Consider the following 18,096-nt stretch of genomic DNA (forward strand, 5'->3'; position numbering starts at 1 on the left):
ACAGGCTTTCGCGGCAAAAGCATTGCACATCGCCGCTCGCCCCATAGACCCTTCTCCCATGGCAGATCTTGGCGATTTGAGAGAAGAATACGGGCACGATTCACTGAGCGAAGACTCGGTACATCCCAACCCGATCGAGCAATTCCGAATCTGGTTCGACCACGCCGTCGCCCAAAAGATTCCCGAGCCCAATGCCATGAGCCTCGCCACCGTGGACGAAAGCGGCCAGCCTTGGCAGCGCACCGTCCTCCTGAAAGCCTACGACGACCGAGGCTTCGTATTTTACACCAACTACGAAAGCCGCAAAGGCAAGCAGCTCGCCAAGAACCCAAAGACCTGCGTCCTCTTTCCCTGGATACAGCTCGAACGCCAGGTCATCGTGACCGGCACCGTCGAACGCGTTTCCACCAGCGAGTCGCTCAAGTACTTCGCCAGCCGCCCTTTCGGCAGTCGCCTTGGAGCCTGGGTCTCCCAGCAAAGCTCCGTCGTCTCCTCCCGCTCCATCCTCCTCGCCAAGTTCGAAGAGATGAAGAACAAGTTCAAGGACGGCGAAGTTCCCCTGCCCTCCTTTTGGGGCGGCTACCGCATCCAGCCGGAAACCATCGAGTTTTGGCTCGGCGGAAAATCGCGCATCCACGACCGCATCTTCTACAAGAAGACCGACACCGGAGCCTGGACCATCGAACGGCTCGCCCCCTAGCCTCCGCTTAAACTTGGATAGCCGGCGACCAACAGGTCGTGCGGCCCGCCACCGTTTCTCGACGTAGTGCCGTTTTCGATACGGGACAGACGCCTCCGTCCTTCCAGCGATGCCTAAACAGCCAGCTCTTCGGAGGATCGCTGTAATCCTTCCCGATGATTCGGATGGCTTTGCGACAGACCCAGCGGAGCTGCTCGAACAAGGCGTTTCGCTCCTCCTCGCTCAAGGTTCCCAAGGCCCGATCCGGGCGCAAGCGAGCGCGCCACAAGATCTCGTCCGCCATCCAGTTCCCAACCCCGGGAAACAAATCCTGCTGCAACAGCAATCCCTTGAGCGACGCCTTCCCCCTACGCTGCAAAAGCGACTCGAAACGCGTTCGCGTAAAGGCCTTCTCGTGCGGTTGCGGCGGCAACGCCGTCCACCAGTCGGGCAAAGTTCCGCCAAGCGTCTCGTGCAAGGCGAGCTTGCCGAACTGACGCGGATCGCGAAAAACCAGCAGCGACCGTTCGCTCCGCAAGGCAAGGTGGTCATGCTTGCCCTCTTGCTGGCTCGGATCCAAGCGATGGAGCGAACCGGTCATTCCTAGGTGCACCTCGAGAAAACAGCTTCCGGAAAAAGCGAACAACATTCGCTTTCCATGCGTGTATCCAGAAAGCAACTCCGCCGACGCAAGCCGGCGACGCAGACCATCCACGTCCAAGCCGCGGCAACAGCGCGTCTTACCATGGACCCAAGCCAGCTCGAAGCGCTCCCCGCGAGCCGCTTTCCAATGCGAGCTGTGATAAAAAACTTCCGCGAGTTCAGGCACTACTTTATCTGCCAGCGATAGTGGTACTTGCTCAGCAACTCCGGCCCGTCGTCCCGCACCGCCACCACGTCTTCGATACGGCAACCGCCCACTCCCGGATAATAGAGCCCGGGCTCCACCGTTACGACCGCGTTGCGCTTCAGCTTGTTCGACACGATCGATACGCGCGGAGCTTCGTGGACCTCCAGCCCGAGGCCATGGCCCGTACCGTGGATGAAGCCTTCCGCCCCTTTCTCGCCGCGCCGCGTTTCATAGCCTAGCTCCGCGAAGGTATCCAGGACGGATCCATGAACGTCCTTGCCGTTCACACCGGTCTTCACCTTCTGGATCGCCGTCTGCTGCGCCTTCAAAACCGCTTCCACGATCCCTTTCTGAGCCTCGTTCGCCTTTCCTTTCAAAAAGGTACGAGTCATGTCTCCGTGGTATCCAGTTTTGGATACGCGCGGAAAAACGTCTACGATGATCAACTCGTTCGCTCGCAGCGGACCATGCCCAGCGCAATGCGGATCGCAGGCTTGGTCCCCCCCAGCCGCAATCGTATCCATGGAGAGCGAGCCCGCTTCCAGGCAGGCGATCTCGATGATGCTGCGCAACCGCTCCGAAGTCAGGACCTTGCCGCCCAGCTGCAGCTTGCCTTGCTTCACCACGCTCTGGCGAATCGCTTTCTCCGCGGCCCGGATTCCGATCGCGCTGCAACGATTGCCCTCGCGGATCATAGCGAGCTCCTCTTCGGACTTGCGTTCGCGAGCGGGGAAAAGGCTCCCCTCGCACACATCGACCTTGATCCCGAGCTCCACCAAGTTGAACGCCAGCGAGCTGGGGAAGTCGCCCGGAACCTTGAAGCTCCCGATTTCGAACTCGTCCGCCAAGGTCGCCACCAGCTCCGCGTAGCCCACCTTCGCCCGCTGGAACTTTTCCCGCGTCAGCTCCAGCCACAGCTCAAGCGGCAGCACCTCGTCGAAACGGGACTCCTTCAACGCGCGGGCGTACTCCAGTTGGTTGAGCACCGCGTACCACTTCCGCCCCTTCTTGAAGGACAAAAAGGCATCCGGCACGCTGAAGCCTCCCACGTAAAGCTGGTCAGCGCTCCGGCGGGTATCCGCAAAGAGCAATGGAGAGGCAGGAGCTTTCGCCGCCCGCTTGACAGTCGCTTTCTTCTTAGGCATCCGCGCATCCAAGGCGGACTGGACAAACTTGTAAACGCCCGAGTGAGTAGCTCTCCCTCGCTTCTCCCTCATAAATCACTCATCCGGTACGACCAAGCTCCCCTGCCTAGACCTGCGAAGAACGAAGAGGTTAGGCTTCACCAATAACCTTAGGGTCTAGCGTTCATTTTGCAGCCACACCAAGGCTTTACCCTTGATTCACAGATCCATTCTGCCGATGGGACACTTGGCCAGCGAGGAGCCAAGGCCCAAGCAGCATGACTAGCATTAAACGTTACTTCAAAACCACCGCTATCGCTTGCGGAATCAGCCTAGCCGCTGCCTCCCTGCAAGCCGTCACCGTTAACTTGTCGGAAGCCCAAGGCTACAACCTCGTCACTTGGGGCGACGCCACCTTGAAGAATTCCGACACCGAAGGACGCGTCGCCGCTGGCGGCAACGCAAGCTTCGGCTCCTACTCCATCGGCACCTCCACCAGCGCCGGCGACCCCACCCGAGCCCAGCTCACGGTCGGCGGCAACCTCGACGCTTCCGGCGGCGGCCAAGTCTACAACGGCAGCGTCTACGTGGGCGGCAGCTACACCAGCCCCGGCTACAACCTGAACTCAGCCCCCGGCTCTTCCGTCCAATCCAACCTCGGCAAAAGCAACCTTCCCTTCGACTTCGACGCCGCTCAGGCCGCCCTGCTCACGAAGTCCACGGACTGGGGCGCCCTCACCCCCAGCGGTTCCGCAACCATGCAGTGGGGCACGCTCACCCTCGACGGCAGCGCCGAGGGCCTCAACATCTTCAACATCGACGCCGCCACCCTAGCCGCGGCCCACACCTTCAAAATCTTCGTCCCTTCCGGCGCCACCGCCCTCATCAACGTAAGCGGCGCCATCGCCGAGATGAGCAACATGGGCTTCTTCGGAACCCACACCGCCGAAAAGACCTTGTTCAACTTCTTCGAAGCCACCGAGCTCGACATGGTCGGCATCGGCGTCACCGGCTCCATCCTCGCCCCGCTGGCCGATCTCACCTTCACCAGCGGCAACGTCGACGGGCAAGTCATCGCGAACTCCTTCGCCGGCGCCCAATGGGGCAGCGGCGAAATGCACAACGTGCTCTTCGAAGGCGAACCCGATTCTCCCGCCCCGATCCCCGACTCCGGCTCCACGCTCGCCCTCATCGCGACCGCCCTCGTCGGCATCGTCCTCGTTTCCCGCAAGCTGAAAGGCTGAGGCGCCCGCCTACTTAGCCTTGTCCGCCACGTAGGCTTCCATCATCTCCCGAGAAATGCGGTGCTTGGCGGCGCAGCGGGGACAGTTCACCTCGATCAGCTCCTCTCCAAGGAAAAGGTCTTCCGGGTCCGCTTGGAACGGAGCCGACAAGGCCCCTAGGATGCGGTCCTGGTTGCAGCCGCAATACCAGCGAACGAAGCGCGTCTCAAGATCCACGACTTCCTCCGTTTCCTCGATCTTGCGCACGTCCTCGAGCGTGACCGTTTCGAACCAGTTCTCGTCGTAGTCCGGATGAGCCGCAAGAATCGCGAACACATCTGGCTCCAGCTGGAAAAAGCGGGCCGGCCGCTGCTCGCTGAACTTGTAGAACTCCTCCACCGCGTGGATCAGGTCCGAACCGTTGAAGCCGACGATGGAACGGTGCGGCTCGCGATTGCGTCGCACCACGTCTTGGTAAAACACGTTCTCCTCAGCCTGCTTCACCCCTTCCGTGTAGATGCGCCCGGTCACGTCGCCGGTGCCGGTGTCGCCCGCCAGAAACAGGTTGTGCAAGGGCTGCTGGAAATTCACCGTCCAGGCCAAGAGGTCGTTCCTCGGACGCGAAATGCAGTGCAAGCTGAACAGGGCGATCGCCTGCTTCAGGCGCTCGTCGAACTCCGGGGTGAGCGAAAGCCCGTTGTCCTTCTGGTGCAGGTAGTAGTCCACGTAAAGCTGGCTGAAGTCCGCCTTCGCGAACAGCAAGTTTCTGCCGCGCACGAAGCGCGACTTGATGGACAGTACCTCGGATTCGTCGGAAGGCGGATTTTCTGGCATCCCTCGGTATTGGGCAATCGAATCGCAGATCTCAAGCCCGAGAAGGCGAATCCGCAAAAACTCGCGCCCGAGGAAGCGCCCTACTTGCCAGCTGACTTGACCAGCCCAGAGCGCAAGCGCTCCGCCGCCGCCACAAACTCAGAGCGACGCTCGTGCCGCGGCGCGGAACGGACCAGTTCGTCGTAGGCGCTCAAGGCTCGCTCGTTCTCGCCCAACTCCTCGCCCAAAGCCGCGATCCGCTCCAGCACCTCCACCCGAATCGACCCCACGGGAATTCCCAATCGGTACGCCTCGGTCAAATGCTCGTAGGCCAAGGTCGAGTCCAGGTCGAAGCTGAAGTAGGCCTCCCCCATGATGCGGTGCACGTTCTGTCGGAGCTCCGGAATGCTGATGTCCGACACGATTGGCTCCAAATTCTGGATACGCTCCCAAACCTCGTCTCCGCTGCCGTCGTCGTCGTAGATGTGCAAGGTCGCGTACTTGACGAAGGCCATCTGCCCAAAAAAGCGCTCGGGCCACTTTTCGTAGAGCTTCCAGTACAGCTTCTTCGCTTCCGCGATATCTTGCTCGTAGGGATTGGACTGGGTCACGCGGGCATTGTAGTAAGCGGCAGCAAGCCCGATCGCGTCGCTGTCGTTGTCCGCGATAATCATGCGAAAGATCCGTTGGGCGACCTGGTACGGCTTCTCGTCCTCCTCTACCGGTACCTTCCCATGCAGGGTATCCAGGGCCGTCGTGTAGAGCGAGAGGCGCTTGTTCTCCTTGCCGATGGTGCGCAAGCGGTTGAATTCCGTCGAGCGGGCGCTGTAGACCAGCATGACCTCCTGTTCCCAGATCGGCCGTTCCTCATCTTGGCCCGAGACGCCGAGACCGGAAAAAGCAGCCAGGACCAGCGCAAGCAAAAGCCGGGGGGTAAAGTAGTTCGTCATAAGTCAAATGGGGTGAACGTCAGGCTTCCTATATCCATGGTCCAAATCCGGGAACGCGCAACTCAGGAGTGGATTCGAGGTCTTTTCCCCTACTACGAAATCGCCAATACCACGGATTCGCTGAATGCTTGCTAAAATCGCGGGCCTGGAGATACTTCTCTCCTACCCCATTGCTTGCTGCCTTACGCAACCTCGACCCTTGGTGCCACCCATGCTCAGAAAACGCCTCGTTCAAGCCCTTGCCCTCGGACTCACCCTCTCCCTCGTCTCCGGCTGCGTCTACCTGCGCTTGCTCAAGTTCAAGAACCAGCTGCACGACTTCGACGAACATGTGCTCGTCGAGCTGGACCAAGGCCTCTCGCTCAAATTCCCCGAACCGGTCGTACGCGACGAGGATTTCGTCTTCATCACCGAATCCCAGCCCAGCAGCATCTCCGAGGTTTCCCGATCCCCCAAGATCGAAGACTGGGACTGGCGCTTCGAGAAGCAGATGCAGACCGAAGACGGCACCCCTTTCAGCATCGTCTTCCGCACCCGTTTCGAGGAAGGGCTGCTGACCCAGATCGACTTCGACGAAAAGCTGCTGGAGGCCATCCCGGAGGACTTCATCGTCGAGCTCTTCCGCAGCCTCGGAAAGGCCAAGATCAACAAGCTGCGCAAGAGCGCGACCGCCGCCATGAACCGCGAAACGCTGGACGGCGTGCCGCTGCCCACCTTGAACGACATCTCCGTCGTCATGGGGCAGCCGACCGATAAGGACAACAAGGACAAGCGCCGCCTCTGGCACTACGTCTTCAACTTCTACAATCCGAAGAGCAAGGACCTCTCCGGACAATTCGCCATCGTCTTCCAGAGCGATTCCGACAATCCCGACCAGGAAATCGCCGGCTTCGAACTCACCGGCAAAGCCCGCTAGACGGCGTTGTCGACTGGCGAGCGATTCGGCGAGCTTCAGCGAATCCGCCGAACGCTCTAGAGCTTCACGCGGAGCAATTGCCGAAACGCGTTGACGGCGCCTTCGACCCCAAGCTCCCGCGCCTTGGACAAGCCGTCCTTATAGACGTTGGCCGCTTCGGGCGTGCGATCGAGCGCCTCCAGCATCCGGCCGTAAAAGACGTAGGCGTCTAAGTAGTTGGGGTTCTGCTCCAGCAAAGCCTTAAAGGTCGATTCCGCTTCCTCGTACTCGCCCAGCTCATTGAGGAAGGACCCCAAGGCCAGCTGCGACTCGCCATTGCTGGGATCGACCTCGAGCGCGCTTCTGATGCTTCGCACCGCTCGGCTCAACCTTCCGCCCTCCGATTCGGCGTAAGCATAAAGCTGATACGCATGCACCAGTACCTGCTTCACGCTCTCCGATTCCGGATGCTCCTCCAACAGGTCCTCCAGAAAACGAACCCCGTCGCGGTGTTCGCCCTGCGCCAACAAAAGGTCGCCCTTCATCAAATGCACCTCGACGGTATCCGTCCCCTCCTCGATCAGGGCATCGATGATCTCAGACGCTTCCGCCCACTTCTTCTGCAAGCGGTAGGCGTCCGCCAAGTGGTAGCGGTACTGCTCCTTGCCGGGATCCAGGGCGAGGACCTTCTTGAGGTTGGAAATGGCCGCGTACGGCTTGCCGAAGCCGATGTAGGCTTTGCCCAGCTCGTAGCTTAGGAGCTCCGATTCGGGAAAGGTTTCCAGTCCCAGCTTGAGGGCGTTCACCGCATGTTCGGGACCGCCGACGATCCCCATGACCCGAGCCACCTTGACGAACATCGCTTCGCTCCCTTGGTGGTCCGCGATCGCTTTCTGGAAAACGAGGATGGCCCGCTGCGCGTCGCCGCCCTGCAGGTAAAGGTCGCCGAGCTGGTCCAGCTTTTCCAGGCTAGCCCCGTTCTCCTCCACGTCCTGCAAGAGGGCGCGAATCTTTTCGAGCAAGGCTTCCCGCTCGGGATTCGCGCTCGCGGTCGCCTGTTCCGCGGCGCCGCTCGGAGCTGCGTTCTGCTCTTGAGCGGAACCGATGGAGCCGCCTGAGGCAGCCAAGATACAGAGGGAAAGGATAATAGGAGACTTCATTCTTCTAAATTGGGGATCGGGGTTTGGGGTCGCTACACTGGGCAAAGCTAGCTCGCCTAGGCAAGGTTTTCTGCGACGCGAAATCCTTGGATCAAAACCGTCTCGCCAAGGTGCAGCTACCCCAGCGAGCCAAGCCGCACCTCCCGCTCAGCCGCCTTTGGAACCGGTATGGGAACGGCTCCCAATCGTCCCGCAAGCCTCGCCCCACGAGCTCCCGCCCATAGCCGAAACCCGAACTGCTAACGCCTTCCGCCGCCCAGGCCGAGATTTGCCGATTCGAGCGAAAAAAGACGTAACGCCCGAGGTAGCGGTAAAACTCTTCGCAGAACGCCTCCAAGGTCGTTCCCCGGGAGCGACGGTAGCCGGGAAACTTCCCCACTCCCAAACGACTCCAAGCGCGGAGCCACTTCCGCAGGCGAGCGCGATCCACCCGATGCGCCCAAGGAACGCCGCAATGCGGCTCCACCCAAGTTTCCTCGGAAGGATAGAAATGCAGGCTCGCCCCGCCCGGCCTCGCCACCCGACGCTCTTCGCCGAAAAAGCCCTGCAGGTCCTGTACGTGCTCCAGCACCTGGTTCGAGATGCAAAGATCGAAAAATCCATCCGGAAAGGGCCATGGCTCGTTGGCCGCCGCAAAGCGAATTCGATCCGCCCATTCCACCGCAGGAACGGCTCGCGAAAGTTGGCTCACCACCGCGGCGCAATACCCGGGACTGCCGGCCCGATGATCGTAGACCTCGAAGCCATAAACCTCGACCTCCGGAAGCTCCAGGCCAAGACGAGGCCAAGCTTCCACCAAATCGACCAGCAGCTGCCCGTATCCGCAACCGACGTCCAAGATACGGATCCGCCGCTTCGAAAAATCCGCCTCGCTCGCCCATCGCGACGCTTCGGCAGCGGCAGCGGAGAGCAAGTGGACGTGGGCAGGCTTCATGGGCGGCACACTCTGGTGCGATGCCGCCTTTCCGGTAAAGCCTAGAACTACTTTTTGTCGGCGAGCACTTCCTTGAGCGAATGCGTCGTCAACAGGTAATAAACTTCCTCGGCGATGTTCTGGGCATGGTCAGCGATTCTCTCCATGGACTTAGAGATGAAGACCATCTCGGTGCCGTAGTCGACCAGCGAAGGATCGTTCTTCATCACGTCGATGAAGTAGCGGAAATTCTCGCGATTGAGCGAATCGACTTCCTTGTCGCGCTCCGAAATCGCGATGGCGCGAGTCGAATCCTCGTCGATGAAACAATGCAGCGCGTCCTTGAGCATCCCGACCGCGAGCTCGCACATGCGCGGCAGCCGTCCCAAGTCGTCGGTCGCGCGCCCCGCCTTGAGGATCTTGCCGGTACGCTTGGCGATGCTGGCCGCTTCGTCGCCCACCCGCTCCAAGTCATGGCTGGCCTTGATGGCTACGAACAGCAAACGGAGGTCGCGGGCGACCGGAGCCCGCAGGCCGATGTAGCGCGCCACCTCGTCGTCGATCTGCTTTTCGATCTCGTCGATCCGATCGTCCGCGGCGCGCACTTGCTTGGCAGCCGCGAGGTCGGACTCGAGCATCGCCCGCATGGCGAGGTTGACGTTGGCGATCGCCTTTTCGCCCATCAACATCAGATGGGATCTTACGTCTTCGAGCTCTTCGTGGAAATAGCGCTTCATGGGTGTGGAATAGAAGTTGGCAATCCGAGACGCCGCTCGGAGTCAGGCTGAATTTGGATTGGATGGATAAAAAATCGAAAGGAGCAGGCTACGGATCAACCGAAGCGGCCGGAAATGTAGGCCTCGGTTTGCTCGTTTTTCGGGCTCATGAAGATCTCGTCGGTCTTCGCCATCTCGATAAGCTTGCCGAGATAAAAGAAAGCCGTCTTGTCGGAAACGCGAGCCGCCTGCTGCATGTTGTGCGTTACAATTACGATCGTGTAGTCGTTCTTGAGCGAGTGGATCAGCTCCTCGACCTTGGCAGTGGCCACTGGGTCGAGAGCGGAACATGGCTCGTCCATCAGCAAGATATCCGGCTCCACCGCGAGGGCGCGAGCGATGCAGAGCCGTTGCTGCTGGCCGCCCGACAGGCTCAGTCCGCTGGTGTCCAAGCGGTCCTTCACCTCGTCCCAAAGAGCCGCCCCCTTGAGGCAACGCTCCACCGCTTCGTCCAGAACCGGCTTCTTGTTGATGCCCTGGATGCGCAAGCCGTAGATCACGTTTTCGTAAATCGACTTCGGGAAGGGGTTGGACTTCTGGAAAACCATGCCTACCCGCTTGCGCAGCTCGATGGTATCGACGCGCGGGTCGTAGATGTCGGCCCCGTTGACCTCGATCTTGCCGCGACCGATGCGAGCCACCTCCACGAGGTCGTTCATGCGGTTGATGCAGCGCAGCAAGGTGCTCTTGCCGCAACCGGACGGACCGATGAAGGCAGTGACCTCGTTCTCCTTCATATCCATATTGATATCGAAGAGGGCCTGCTTCTCTCCGTAGTAGAAGTCGAAATCGGAGACGCGAATGAGCGGACGTTTGGGTTCAGGCTTATCGTTGGCCATGGACGAGCGAGTCTTGGAAGAAGTAGTTACGGAAGGATTGTCTTTAACGAGTGCCATATTACCAGCGATATTTTTTCCGCATGCGGATTCTCAGTAGGATGGAAGCGAGAGCGATTCCGGCGACGATCACCAGGAAGACGAAGGCAGTGCCGTACTGCATCCTCTCGGTGTACTCGTTTTGCGGGATTTTCGCGCTCACCACGTAGATGTGATAAGGAAGGGCCATCACGCCCTGGAAGAAAAAGTCGGACCACTTTTCCAAGCCTTCCCACGGAAGCTGGTCTCGCATGGCGTAGGCGGCCGTGAACATGATCGGAGCCGTTTCGCCCGCCACACGGGCCACCCCGATGATCGAAGAGGTCAGGATACCGGGCATGGCGTAGGGAAGCACATTGGTGCGGATCGCCGTCCACTTGCTGGCCCCTAACGCTAGCGACGCTTCGCGCAGGCCTTGCGGGATCGCTCGCAGCGATTCCTCGCTGGCTGAAATCACAATCGGCAGGACCATGAAGGCGAGCGTGAAGCAACCGGCCAACAGAGAGACGTTCCAACCGGCGAAACCGAAGTAGATCGGCAGCGGCCAGAACTGGAAGTCATAGCCTTCGAAGGGGCTGAAGGAAAAGATCGGTCCCGCCAAGACGAAGAAGCCGAGTCCAAAAATCCCGAATACAACGGAAGGTACCCCTGCCAGGTTCAAGATGGAGAGGCGGATCGCGTTGAGGATCTTCCCCGGCTTGGAATACTCGCTGAGGAAGATGGCGCTCAGGACGCCGAGAGTAAGGGCAATGGTCATGGCGCCTACCACCAAGAGTACCGTGCCCACGATACAGGGCCAAATGCCGCCGCCGGAATAGGCATAGGTGTCGGTCTTGATTTCGACTCCCCTCTCCGCTTCGAAAGCGCGGAAGTTGTTATCGCTCAGTTCGTACTTTTCGCCCTCGTATTCGAAAACGTGCAAGGTCTGGGGCGCCTCCGTCAGGAACTCGACGTTCACGAAGGGAAAGGAACTTTGGAATACCGTCTGGCTGCCCTTGAAGATGATCGTCAGGAAGATGACCGAGGCGCAGAGCAGGATGAAGTAAGTGCCGAGGCGGAAGAGCCAGAAGACTGCCCTTTCGGTCGATTTCGCCTTGGACGGTTTCTTGTGGAAGCCAAGCCCTTCGACAGGGCGCTCTTTGCGGAGTGTTGCTGTTGCGGACATCTTGGGAAACTAGCCTCGTGAAATCTGGTACTTCAGAACGATCTTCTGAGCCAGGTAGTTGATTAGGAGAGAGAGCAGGAAGAGCACCATCCCGACCATGAACAAGGCTCGGTAGTGGATGCTTCCGTTGACGACTTCGCCCAGCTCCTGAGCAATGATGCCCGTCATGGTGTGGACCGGCTCGAAGAAGGTGGCGACCCCGTTGGTGAAATCCGGAATCTCGATCCGGTTGCCGGCGCAAAGCAGCACCACCATCGTTTCGCCGATCACGCGGCCGAATCCGAGCAGGATCGCGGAAATGATGCCCGATAGCGAGGTCGGCACGATGATACGCATCGTCGTCTGCAGGCGCGTCGCCCCCATCGCCAGCGAGGCTTCCTTGAAAGCCTTGGGCACATTGTTGATGGCGTCTTCCGCCAGAGTGAAAATCGTCGGGATGGCCATCAAGGCCAACAGGCAACCTGCCGTGAAGGCCGTCAGCCGCTCGCTGATAGGGAAGATGTCGAAGCCCGAAAAGATGGCCCATCCGGAAGCCCTGCGCACGAATTCCCCGAAAACGGCGATACCGAAGAATCCGATGACCACCGAGGGGATCGCGGAAATGAACTCGATGTACGGCTTGATGAAGTTCTGCTCGGCCGGCGTGGCCACCTGGTTGATGTAGATCGCCGCCCCGACTCCTAAGGGAATCGCAATCACCATCGCGATCGAGGCCACCAGCAGCGAACCGGTGAAAAGCGGAAGAATGCCATACCAGTCCTGGATCGAGGAATTGGTTACCCAGTCCTTTCCGAAAACGAACGAGGCAAAAGCGACGCCCATGCCGACCGGAGCTTGGGAATCCCACTCCTTCAGCCGCGTTTCGTAACCCTCCATCTCGGCGACGAACATGAGGGCGAGCTGCCTGAAGCGCTGCATCTTCTCGTCCAGCTTCGCGACGCCGATCGTCGGGAGATCGCTGGTCAAGCGCTCGATCCCAGCGGCAAGTTTGTCGTTGATGGCCAGGAAGTCCGGCTCCCCTTCCTTCAGCATCCCGACGAACAGGCTGAGATCCACGTCAAGCACCTCGACCTCGGCCGCCTCCTCGTCGCGCCCGAGGGCCAGAAGGTTTTCGCGGTGTTCGCGATAGTTGGCCGACTCCACGTACATGTCGCGGGCGCCGATGGCGATCTCGTTCATCTCCAGCACGTATTCGCTGAGCGGATAGCCGAGGTCTTCGAAGTCGTAGATAAAATCCTCGTAGGAGGCGAGCTCGGCCTTCGCTTCCGAGAAGGACAAGCCTTGCTCCTTCAGCATCGTGGCATGCTCCCCCTTGATCGAATTGAGGTAGCGGTTCAACTCCGTGTAGGAGCTGCTCTCCTCCTTCATGATCTCCACGTACTCGAGCCCCGACCTGCGGTAGAGCTCGATCTCGTGGCGGTACTGGCCGAAGAATCCCGCCCCTTCCTTGAACAAGAAGAAGGTGATCAGGGCGAGCACGATGATCGAAACCAAAGCGTTCCCGCCGAACAGGCCCTTGAGAGCCTGGTCCTTGTCTAGGCCTAGGATACGCCTGCTTCGCGAGTGCAGGTCATAGCGATTGGTCTCTGCTTCTTTAGTCATTTAACTTCGGGAATAGAAGGCGGTCAGTGCTGTCGGAGCAACAGGGCAAATCAACCGAATTTCGATTTTGTAACACAATTGCGCCATTTGAAATCCAACAGTAATAACAAAAAGCGGCGTCCTCAAAGGAGCTCGAGAACGCCGCAGCTACAAAACTCAGAATTGACTGTTAAAGGATGGAGATGAAGTGCACGTCCTTGACGATCTGCTGGCCTTCCTTGCTCAAGCAGAAGTCGACGAACTCCTTCACGATGGGACGCATCTCCTTGTTGCCATTGTAGTAGTAGTACAAAGGGCGGGCGTACGGGTAGCTCGACTTCTCAGGAGTAACGCCGTCGACAGGAAGGGTCTTAACGCCAGGAGTGCTCAGGTAAGCGAGGCCAACGTAGCCGATTCCGTTCGGGTTCTTGGCAACCTCGGAAGCGATCTGCTCGTTGCCCGCCATCTTCTGGGAAGAGGGAGCGTAGTCGCGCTTGCGCAAAGCCATCTGCTGGAACACCGCGTAAGTCCCGGAGGACGTGTTGCGGGTGTAGATCGAAATTCCGCCAGAAACGCCGTTGATGGAGCTCCAGTCCTCTACGTCTCCCGTGAAGATCTTTTCCACTTCGCGGGAAGTGATCGAATCCATGGGGTTCTTCTCGTTGGCGATGATAGCGATGCCGTCCTTCGCCACTTCGATTGGAGTCATCTTCACGCCCTTGAGCAGCGCCTTGGACTCTTCTGTCTTCTTGGCCTCGCGGGAAGACATGCCGAGATCGGCCGTGCCGTCGATGACTGCGGCAACACCGGTAGAGGAACCTTCAGCAGCGATTTCGAAGATCACCTCAACTCCTTGCTTCGACTTGATCGCCTTAAACTCTTCGGCGAGCTGAGGGACCATCTTCGCTCCAAGAGTATCGGAACCCTTGATTACGATTTTTTCGGCGGCGGAAGCAATTCCTGAGAGGCCGAAAGCGAGAGCCAAAGCGGCGAGCTTTAGAGAGATAGTTTTAGAGACCTTAGTTTTCATTTCTGTAGTACAACTTGTTTGTAAGAGGTTTCAGAAGCCTGCACCCGCGGATCGCTGCGATTGAAGCTAGGCTGCCGATGCTTGATCTGATTACGAAAGCAGACGAATAGACCCGATCCCCGCTTAGCGAGTGGATTCTATGGCTTATACAAACTCTTCACTTCGCCGTAACACTTCCGTAACCCCGCCGTAACATTACGCCCGATTCCAGCGTCAAAGGGATAATAAAGACCAGCAGCAAAGCTCTAAAATCCGCTCAAACAAAGCGTAATAAAGAGCCAATGCCACGCGCCTGTTTTGTTACACTCCGGACCCTCTTGTTACATCTGCGGTTCTTTTCCGTAACATCGTGGGGTTTTTGATAAATTTCCGCCCGTTTTGTTACGCCCGCGTTACGTTTGTGTAGTTTTCGAGTTATCGGATTGAACTAACAAAAAAAAACAGCTCATGAACGATTCTATGGACAAACTCACAAACCTCGTAATCACAACGCTCGCAGCTGGCGCCATTCTGGCCGTCCCTACCGCCTCGGCGGCGGACGGCGAGAACAGCTGGGCCGACTCCCTCAAATCCATGGGGAAAGTCTACTCCGACAAAAACAATCCCTCCATCCAGGAGGTTAAGTTCTTTGGTCGCGTACACCAACAGTGGAACTACTCGGACGGCGAAAGCGCCGGCAACGAGTTCAGCGGCAACGGCGACGAGCTACGACGCCTCCGCGCCGGCGTTTCCGTCAAGTTCCTCGACGGCTTCAAGGCGCTCGGCCGGGCCAACTTCGAAAAGGGCGGCTTCCGCGACACCAGCATCGGCTACAGCAGCTTCGACGAGCTCTACGTCGACTACTCCAAGGAAGGCCTATTCGGCTTTGACAAGGGGACGATCGGCTACGGGCGCTACAAGGTCCTGTTCGGCGGCGAGGAACGCGTTTCCTCCAAGAAGATAAAGACGGTCGAACGCAGCAATATAAACAACCGCTTCGGCAGCCTTCGCCCAACCGGCATCGTCCTCAACGGCGAGAAAAACGACGTTAACTACATTTTCGGAATATTCTCCACCGAGAGAGATTCCGAAACCTTGGCCGGCTGGTCCGACGGCACCGCCTTCCAAGCAGGCGTGGAGTTCGACGCGATGGAAGGAAGCTTCACCGCCGACTTCATCTACGCTGACGATTCCGCAAACGATCAGTCCGTTTTCGACTTCGACTGGGCAACCTCGCTTACCTACAACCGCACCTACGGCGACGTGAACGTACTCGCTAACGTGACCTACGGAAACGAAGGCAGCGAGGACATCTACGGATTCGTCGTGGTCCCTAGCTTCTACATTACCGGCAAGCTAGAAGCTGCCTTTCGCTACCAATACGGTCACTCCACCGACCAGACAGGCGTTCCCACCAGCAGCAGCAGCCGCGGACTACGTCGCGTCGCTCGCAACGACGGAGTAGGAACAGGTTCCGGCGACACCAACCACACGCTCTACGCGGGACTCAACTACTACATCGAGGACGACTACGTTAAGATCATGACCGGCGTCGAATACGAATCAATCGACGGAGCGCCAGGTCTTGGAATCGAAGGTGTCACTTTCTGGGCAGCCTTCCGCAGTTACTTCTAAACCGCGCCCCATACCAGAACTCTTAAACTTTGGATCTTCGCCTTCCCGGGCGAAGATCTTTTTTTGGTACCTGCCGCCGGCAAGGGAAAGCCCGCCGCTCTAGCCCGCTGCCAGCTTTTCAATCTGGCCGATCAACTTTTCCAACTCCAACAACGCATCCGCATTTTCCAACTCGAGCGAAACCGCGCGTTGCAAAAGCCCCAAGGCACGATCGAAGTCCGCATGGGAGCGGGCCTCCTTGGCAAACCGAAGCAACAAGTCGGGATCATAACAGTAGTCCTGCAGAAACAAAAGCTGCTCGTCCCTCATCTCGTAGACGAGGTCGAGACCTTCCCCCTTTTGGCGCAGCCTCTTTGCAGACTCTACGTCCCCAAGTTCCAAATACACTTCGGGAAGAAGCTCATAGACAGCCCCCAATTCCGGCATCTTCTCATTCGCTTGCTCCAACCAATTCCGAGCAGAGCCCCAATCCCCCTTGGCGATGGAGACGCGCCCTAAGCCCACCCTAGCCCAAGCATCCCCCGGCGCCCCGAGCAGCCGATACTCGAAGGCGGTCGCGGCCTCCTCGAGGAGACTGCCCTTCAGGTAGGCGTTTCCCAAGCGGAGGTAGGCCAGCGAGTTCGTAGGATCCAGCCGGATCGCCCGAGCAAAATGCGTCGCAACAACGGCTTGGTCCTGGCGATCGAGCTTCAGAACTCCTAAAAGGTAAGGCCACCGGGCGTTTTCGACTTTGAACGATTCCAGCCCCAAATAACATGACTCCGCCTGCGGGAAAAAACCGTTCGCATGGTAAAGGTAGGCCAGCTCTACCAAGGCGTCCCGCTGCAGCTCGCCCACTTCCAGGTTCCCGTGAGCCCGCTCCAACCGCTCGATCAGCTCCAACGGACGCCCCGTCAAGTCCGGCAATTCCGGCAAAACCTCCACGATCAAGCGATCGAAAGGACGTGGAGCCTCCCGCTCGAACTTCCTCACCATCAGGGACAATCCCCCCATAATCGCTAGCGAGATCAGCAGTGGGAGAATTTGCCTGAAGAAGCTTTTCCGTTTCACCATAAGAACTTACGTATCAAAACTTCGCTAGGATGCCCTGCCCACGCAAGCCCACCTTGACAGACGTCCCCTCTTTCCTAGTTTCGAAACCATACCGATGAACAACATCACTGCCACCACCACCATTATGATGACCAAAGCAATCACGCTTCGGGCCGGTGGCACGCGTCGAAACTAAACGCGATTCGACAAAAACCACTTTCGTTAAAACGCCCGAGGCCGCACGCCTCGGGCGTTTTTGTTTTCCAAAAACCACTTCAACGCAACGAACCATGACAGCCACTGAACTCGCATCTTCCCAAGCATCGCCCGCCCTCCCAGCCGCCACCCCGCTCCCAAGCGCCGCGGCGCCGGAAGCGCTCGCGACGCTCTGCCAACGCGTCCTCGCCTACGCCGCACGCGCCAAGGTCCAACGCTTCCGCTACTGCCGGCGACCGCACCGACCGAGCTCCGCCCACACCAGCCTCGCCCAAGCCATCCAAGCCCTCGCCCGCCAGCTCGCCGCAGCCGAACAACGACCCGTCTGCCAGACGCTCGCCGTCGAACTCCTCCGAGAACTAGCCGCCTTGGCTCAGCAACCGCCCTGCCAAAGCTCCCGCCAGCAAAAAGCCGCTGCCCTGAGCATCGACACCGCCCTGCTGGAACTCCGCTAAGCGACCGCCCCGCAATGTCCACAACCGCAGGAACCCGCCCGAGCTTCCCGCCAAGGCCAGCCCGCGCCTACGCGTCCGCCTTTTCCTCGTCCGCGTCGCCGCCGTCCGAGTCGCCGCCCTCTTCGTCGACATCCCCGCCATCCACCAGGAAGGCCAGCTTCTCCTCGTTCTCGATGAAGAACTTCGGATCCAGGTCCACCGCCGGCACCAAAAACTCGCGCTTGGACGGCCGATGCACGTAACGGGTGTACTTTCGCGTGCGAGCCTTCACCCGCAGTACCCGGCGACGCTCCAGCATCAGCCCCAGGAAATGCTTCAGCTCCGCGTTCTCCTCGGAAAGCATCCCCTCTTCCTCGCCTTCGAAAAAGCTGATGAAAAGGTTATCCGCGGTCAGCTTCAAGGCCTCCGCCTCCTCCTTGCCGTCGTTCGGCTTCGGCTTGAACCGCTGGGTCCAGCGACACAGCACCTTCCCCGGCATCTCCACCTTGTTCGCCTCGGCGATCAGCACGTCCACCCGCACCAGCTCTCCCTCGTCCGTCTTGACCAAAGCGCAAGCGATCGCGTCGTCCTTCGCAAATTCCACGTCCGAGTGAAAAGACTTCCGAGCGATAGGGGTGATATGCCATTCCATATTTCCCCACTATTATTCCCCACGCCCAACTGGCTAGAAAATTTTCGGGCTTCGGATTGATTATGCGCCGAGAATGCTCTTTAAGGTCAGGCTCTTACGGGGCACGCTGCCTCG

The 18,096-nt window shown here is 59.0% G+C and carries 18 protein-coding genes; 5 read left to right on the forward strand and 13 right to left on the reverse strand.

What is annotated here, in order from left to right; translation table 11 throughout:
- Positions 1–58 precede the first annotated feature (58 nt).
- The gene (gene pdxH, locus QEH57_RS03635; protein WP_309005320.1) at positions 59–700 is read left to right on the forward strand and encodes a pyridoxamine 5'-phosphate oxidase; all 642 of its coding nucleotides are present in this window, start codon (positions 59–61) and stop codon (positions 698–700) included.
- 7 nt (positions 701–707) lie between these two features.
- On the opposite strand, the gene QEH57_RS03640 is transcribed toward pdxH, so the two are convergent.
- Entirely contained in the window at positions 708–1,508 is an 801-nt protein-coding gene (locus QEH57_RS03640; RefSeq protein ID WP_309005321.1) for a DNA-formamidopyrimidine glycosylase family protein, read from the reverse strand.
- Positions 1,508–2,674 (reverse strand): Xaa-Pro peptidase family protein, encoded by a 1,167-nt coding sequence (locus QEH57_RS03645; RefSeq protein WP_309005322.1) that lies wholly within the window; start codon positions 2,672–2,674, stop codon positions 1,508–1,510. The genes QEH57_RS03640 and QEH57_RS03645 overlap by 1 nt, the downstream gene beginning before the upstream one ends.
- Positions 2,675–2,931: 257 nt before the next feature.
- Here QEH57_RS03645 and QEH57_RS03650 point away from each other — a divergent pair, with 257 nt between their 5' ends.
- Complete coding sequence (locus QEH57_RS03650) at positions 2,932–3,897, forward strand: VPDSG-CTERM sorting domain-containing protein (RefSeq protein WP_309005323.1); 966 nt, start codon at positions 2,932–2,934, stop codon at positions 3,895–3,897.
- A 9-nt stretch (positions 3,898–3,906) separates the two neighbouring features.
- Here QEH57_RS03650 and QEH57_RS03655 read toward each other — a convergent pair whose 3' ends face one another.
- Positions 3,907–4,710: an Hsp33 family molecular chaperone HslO gene (locus QEH57_RS03655; protein WP_309005324.1), complete on the reverse strand. Its 804-nt coding sequence runs from the start codon at positions 4,708–4,710 to the stop codon at positions 3,907–3,909.
- 80 nt (positions 4,711–4,790) lie between these two features.
- A complete protein-coding gene (locus QEH57_RS03660; protein WP_309005325.1) occupies positions 4,791–5,639 on the reverse strand; it encodes a hypothetical protein in 849 nt (282 codons plus the stop codon).
- A 211-nt stretch (positions 5,640–5,850) separates the two neighbouring features.
- Between QEH57_RS03660 and QEH57_RS03665 the strand changes: the two genes are divergently transcribed.
- Complete coding sequence (locus QEH57_RS03665; protein ID WP_309005326.1) at positions 5,851–6,555, forward strand: hypothetical protein; 705 nt, start codon at positions 5,851–5,853, stop codon at positions 6,553–6,555.
- A gap of 56 nt (positions 6,556–6,611) precedes the next feature.
- Here the strand turns inward: QEH57_RS03665 and QEH57_RS03670 are convergent, their stop codons facing one another.
- The 7 genes from QEH57_RS03670 to QEH57_RS03700 form a co-directional block, all read right to left on the reverse strand.
- A complete protein-coding gene (locus QEH57_RS03670; protein ID WP_309005327.1) occupies positions 6,612–7,694 on the reverse strand; it encodes a tetratricopeptide repeat protein in 1,083 nt (360 codons plus the stop codon).
- Positions 7,695–7,785: 91 nt separating this feature from the next.
- Positions 7,786–8,628, reverse strand: coding sequence for a class I SAM-dependent methyltransferase (locus QEH57_RS03675; RefSeq protein ID WP_309005328.1), 843 nt, complete (start codon positions 8,626–8,628; stop codon positions 7,786–7,788).
- 47 nt (positions 8,629–8,675) lie between these two features.
- Positions 8,676–9,344 (reverse strand): phosphate signaling complex protein PhoU, encoded by a 669-nt coding sequence (gene phoU, locus QEH57_RS03680; protein WP_309005329.1) that lies wholly within the window; start codon positions 9,342–9,344, stop codon positions 8,676–8,678.
- Between the two features lie 95 nt (positions 9,345–9,439).
- Positions 9,440–10,222 (reverse strand): phosphate ABC transporter ATP-binding protein PstB, encoded by a 783-nt coding sequence (gene pstB / locus QEH57_RS03685; RefSeq protein ID WP_309005620.1) that lies wholly within the window; start codon positions 10,220–10,222, stop codon positions 9,440–9,442.
- A 58-nt stretch (positions 10,223–10,280) separates the two neighbouring features.
- Complete coding sequence (pstA, locus tag QEH57_RS03690; protein ID WP_309005330.1) at positions 10,281–11,423, reverse strand: phosphate ABC transporter permease PstA; 1,143 nt, start codon at positions 11,421–11,423, stop codon at positions 10,281–10,283.
- 9 nt (positions 11,424–11,432) lie between these two features.
- Positions 11,433–13,025, reverse strand: coding sequence for a phosphate ABC transporter permease subunit PstC (pstC, locus tag QEH57_RS03695; protein ID WP_309005331.1), 1,593 nt, complete (start codon positions 13,023–13,025; stop codon positions 11,433–11,435).
- A gap of 169 nt (positions 13,026–13,194) precedes the next feature.
- Entirely contained in the window at positions 13,195–14,034 is an 840-nt protein-coding gene (locus QEH57_RS03700) for a phosphate ABC transporter substrate-binding protein (RefSeq protein ID WP_309005332.1), read from the reverse strand.
- A 459-nt stretch (positions 14,035–14,493) separates the two neighbouring features.
- On the opposite strand from QEH57_RS03700, the gene QEH57_RS03705 reads away from it, so the two are divergent.
- Positions 14,494–15,648 carry a porin gene (locus QEH57_RS03705; RefSeq protein WP_309005333.1) on the forward strand — a complete coding sequence of 385 codons (1,155 nt, stop codon included), beginning with the start codon at positions 14,494–14,496 and terminating at the stop codon, positions 15,646–15,648.
- 99 nt (positions 15,649–15,747) lie between these two features.
- Here the strand turns inward: QEH57_RS03705 and QEH57_RS03710 are convergent, their stop codons facing one another.
- Positions 15,748–16,641 (reverse strand): hypothetical protein, encoded by an 894-nt coding sequence (locus tag QEH57_RS03710; protein WP_309005334.1) that lies wholly within the window; start codon positions 16,639–16,641, stop codon positions 15,748–15,750.
- 329 nt (positions 16,642–16,970) lie between these two features.
- Between QEH57_RS03710 and QEH57_RS03715 the strand changes: the two genes are divergently transcribed.
- A complete protein-coding gene (locus tag QEH57_RS03715; RefSeq protein WP_309005335.1) occupies positions 16,971–17,351 on the forward strand; it encodes a hypothetical protein in 381 nt (126 codons plus the stop codon).
- Positions 17,352–17,418: 67 nt separating this feature from the next.
- Here the strand turns inward: QEH57_RS03715 and QEH57_RS03720 are convergent, their stop codons facing one another.
- Positions 17,419–17,982 carry a hypothetical protein gene (locus QEH57_RS03720; RefSeq protein WP_309005336.1) on the reverse strand — a complete coding sequence of 188 codons (564 nt, stop codon included), beginning with the start codon at positions 17,980–17,982 and terminating at the stop codon, positions 17,419–17,421.
- Positions 17,983–18,096: the final 114 nt, after the last annotated feature.

Source organism: Pelagicoccus sp. SDUM812005 (assembly GCF_031127875.1).
GTDB lineage: Bacteria > Verrucomicrobiota > Verrucomicrobiia > Opitutales > Opitutaceae > Pelagicoccus.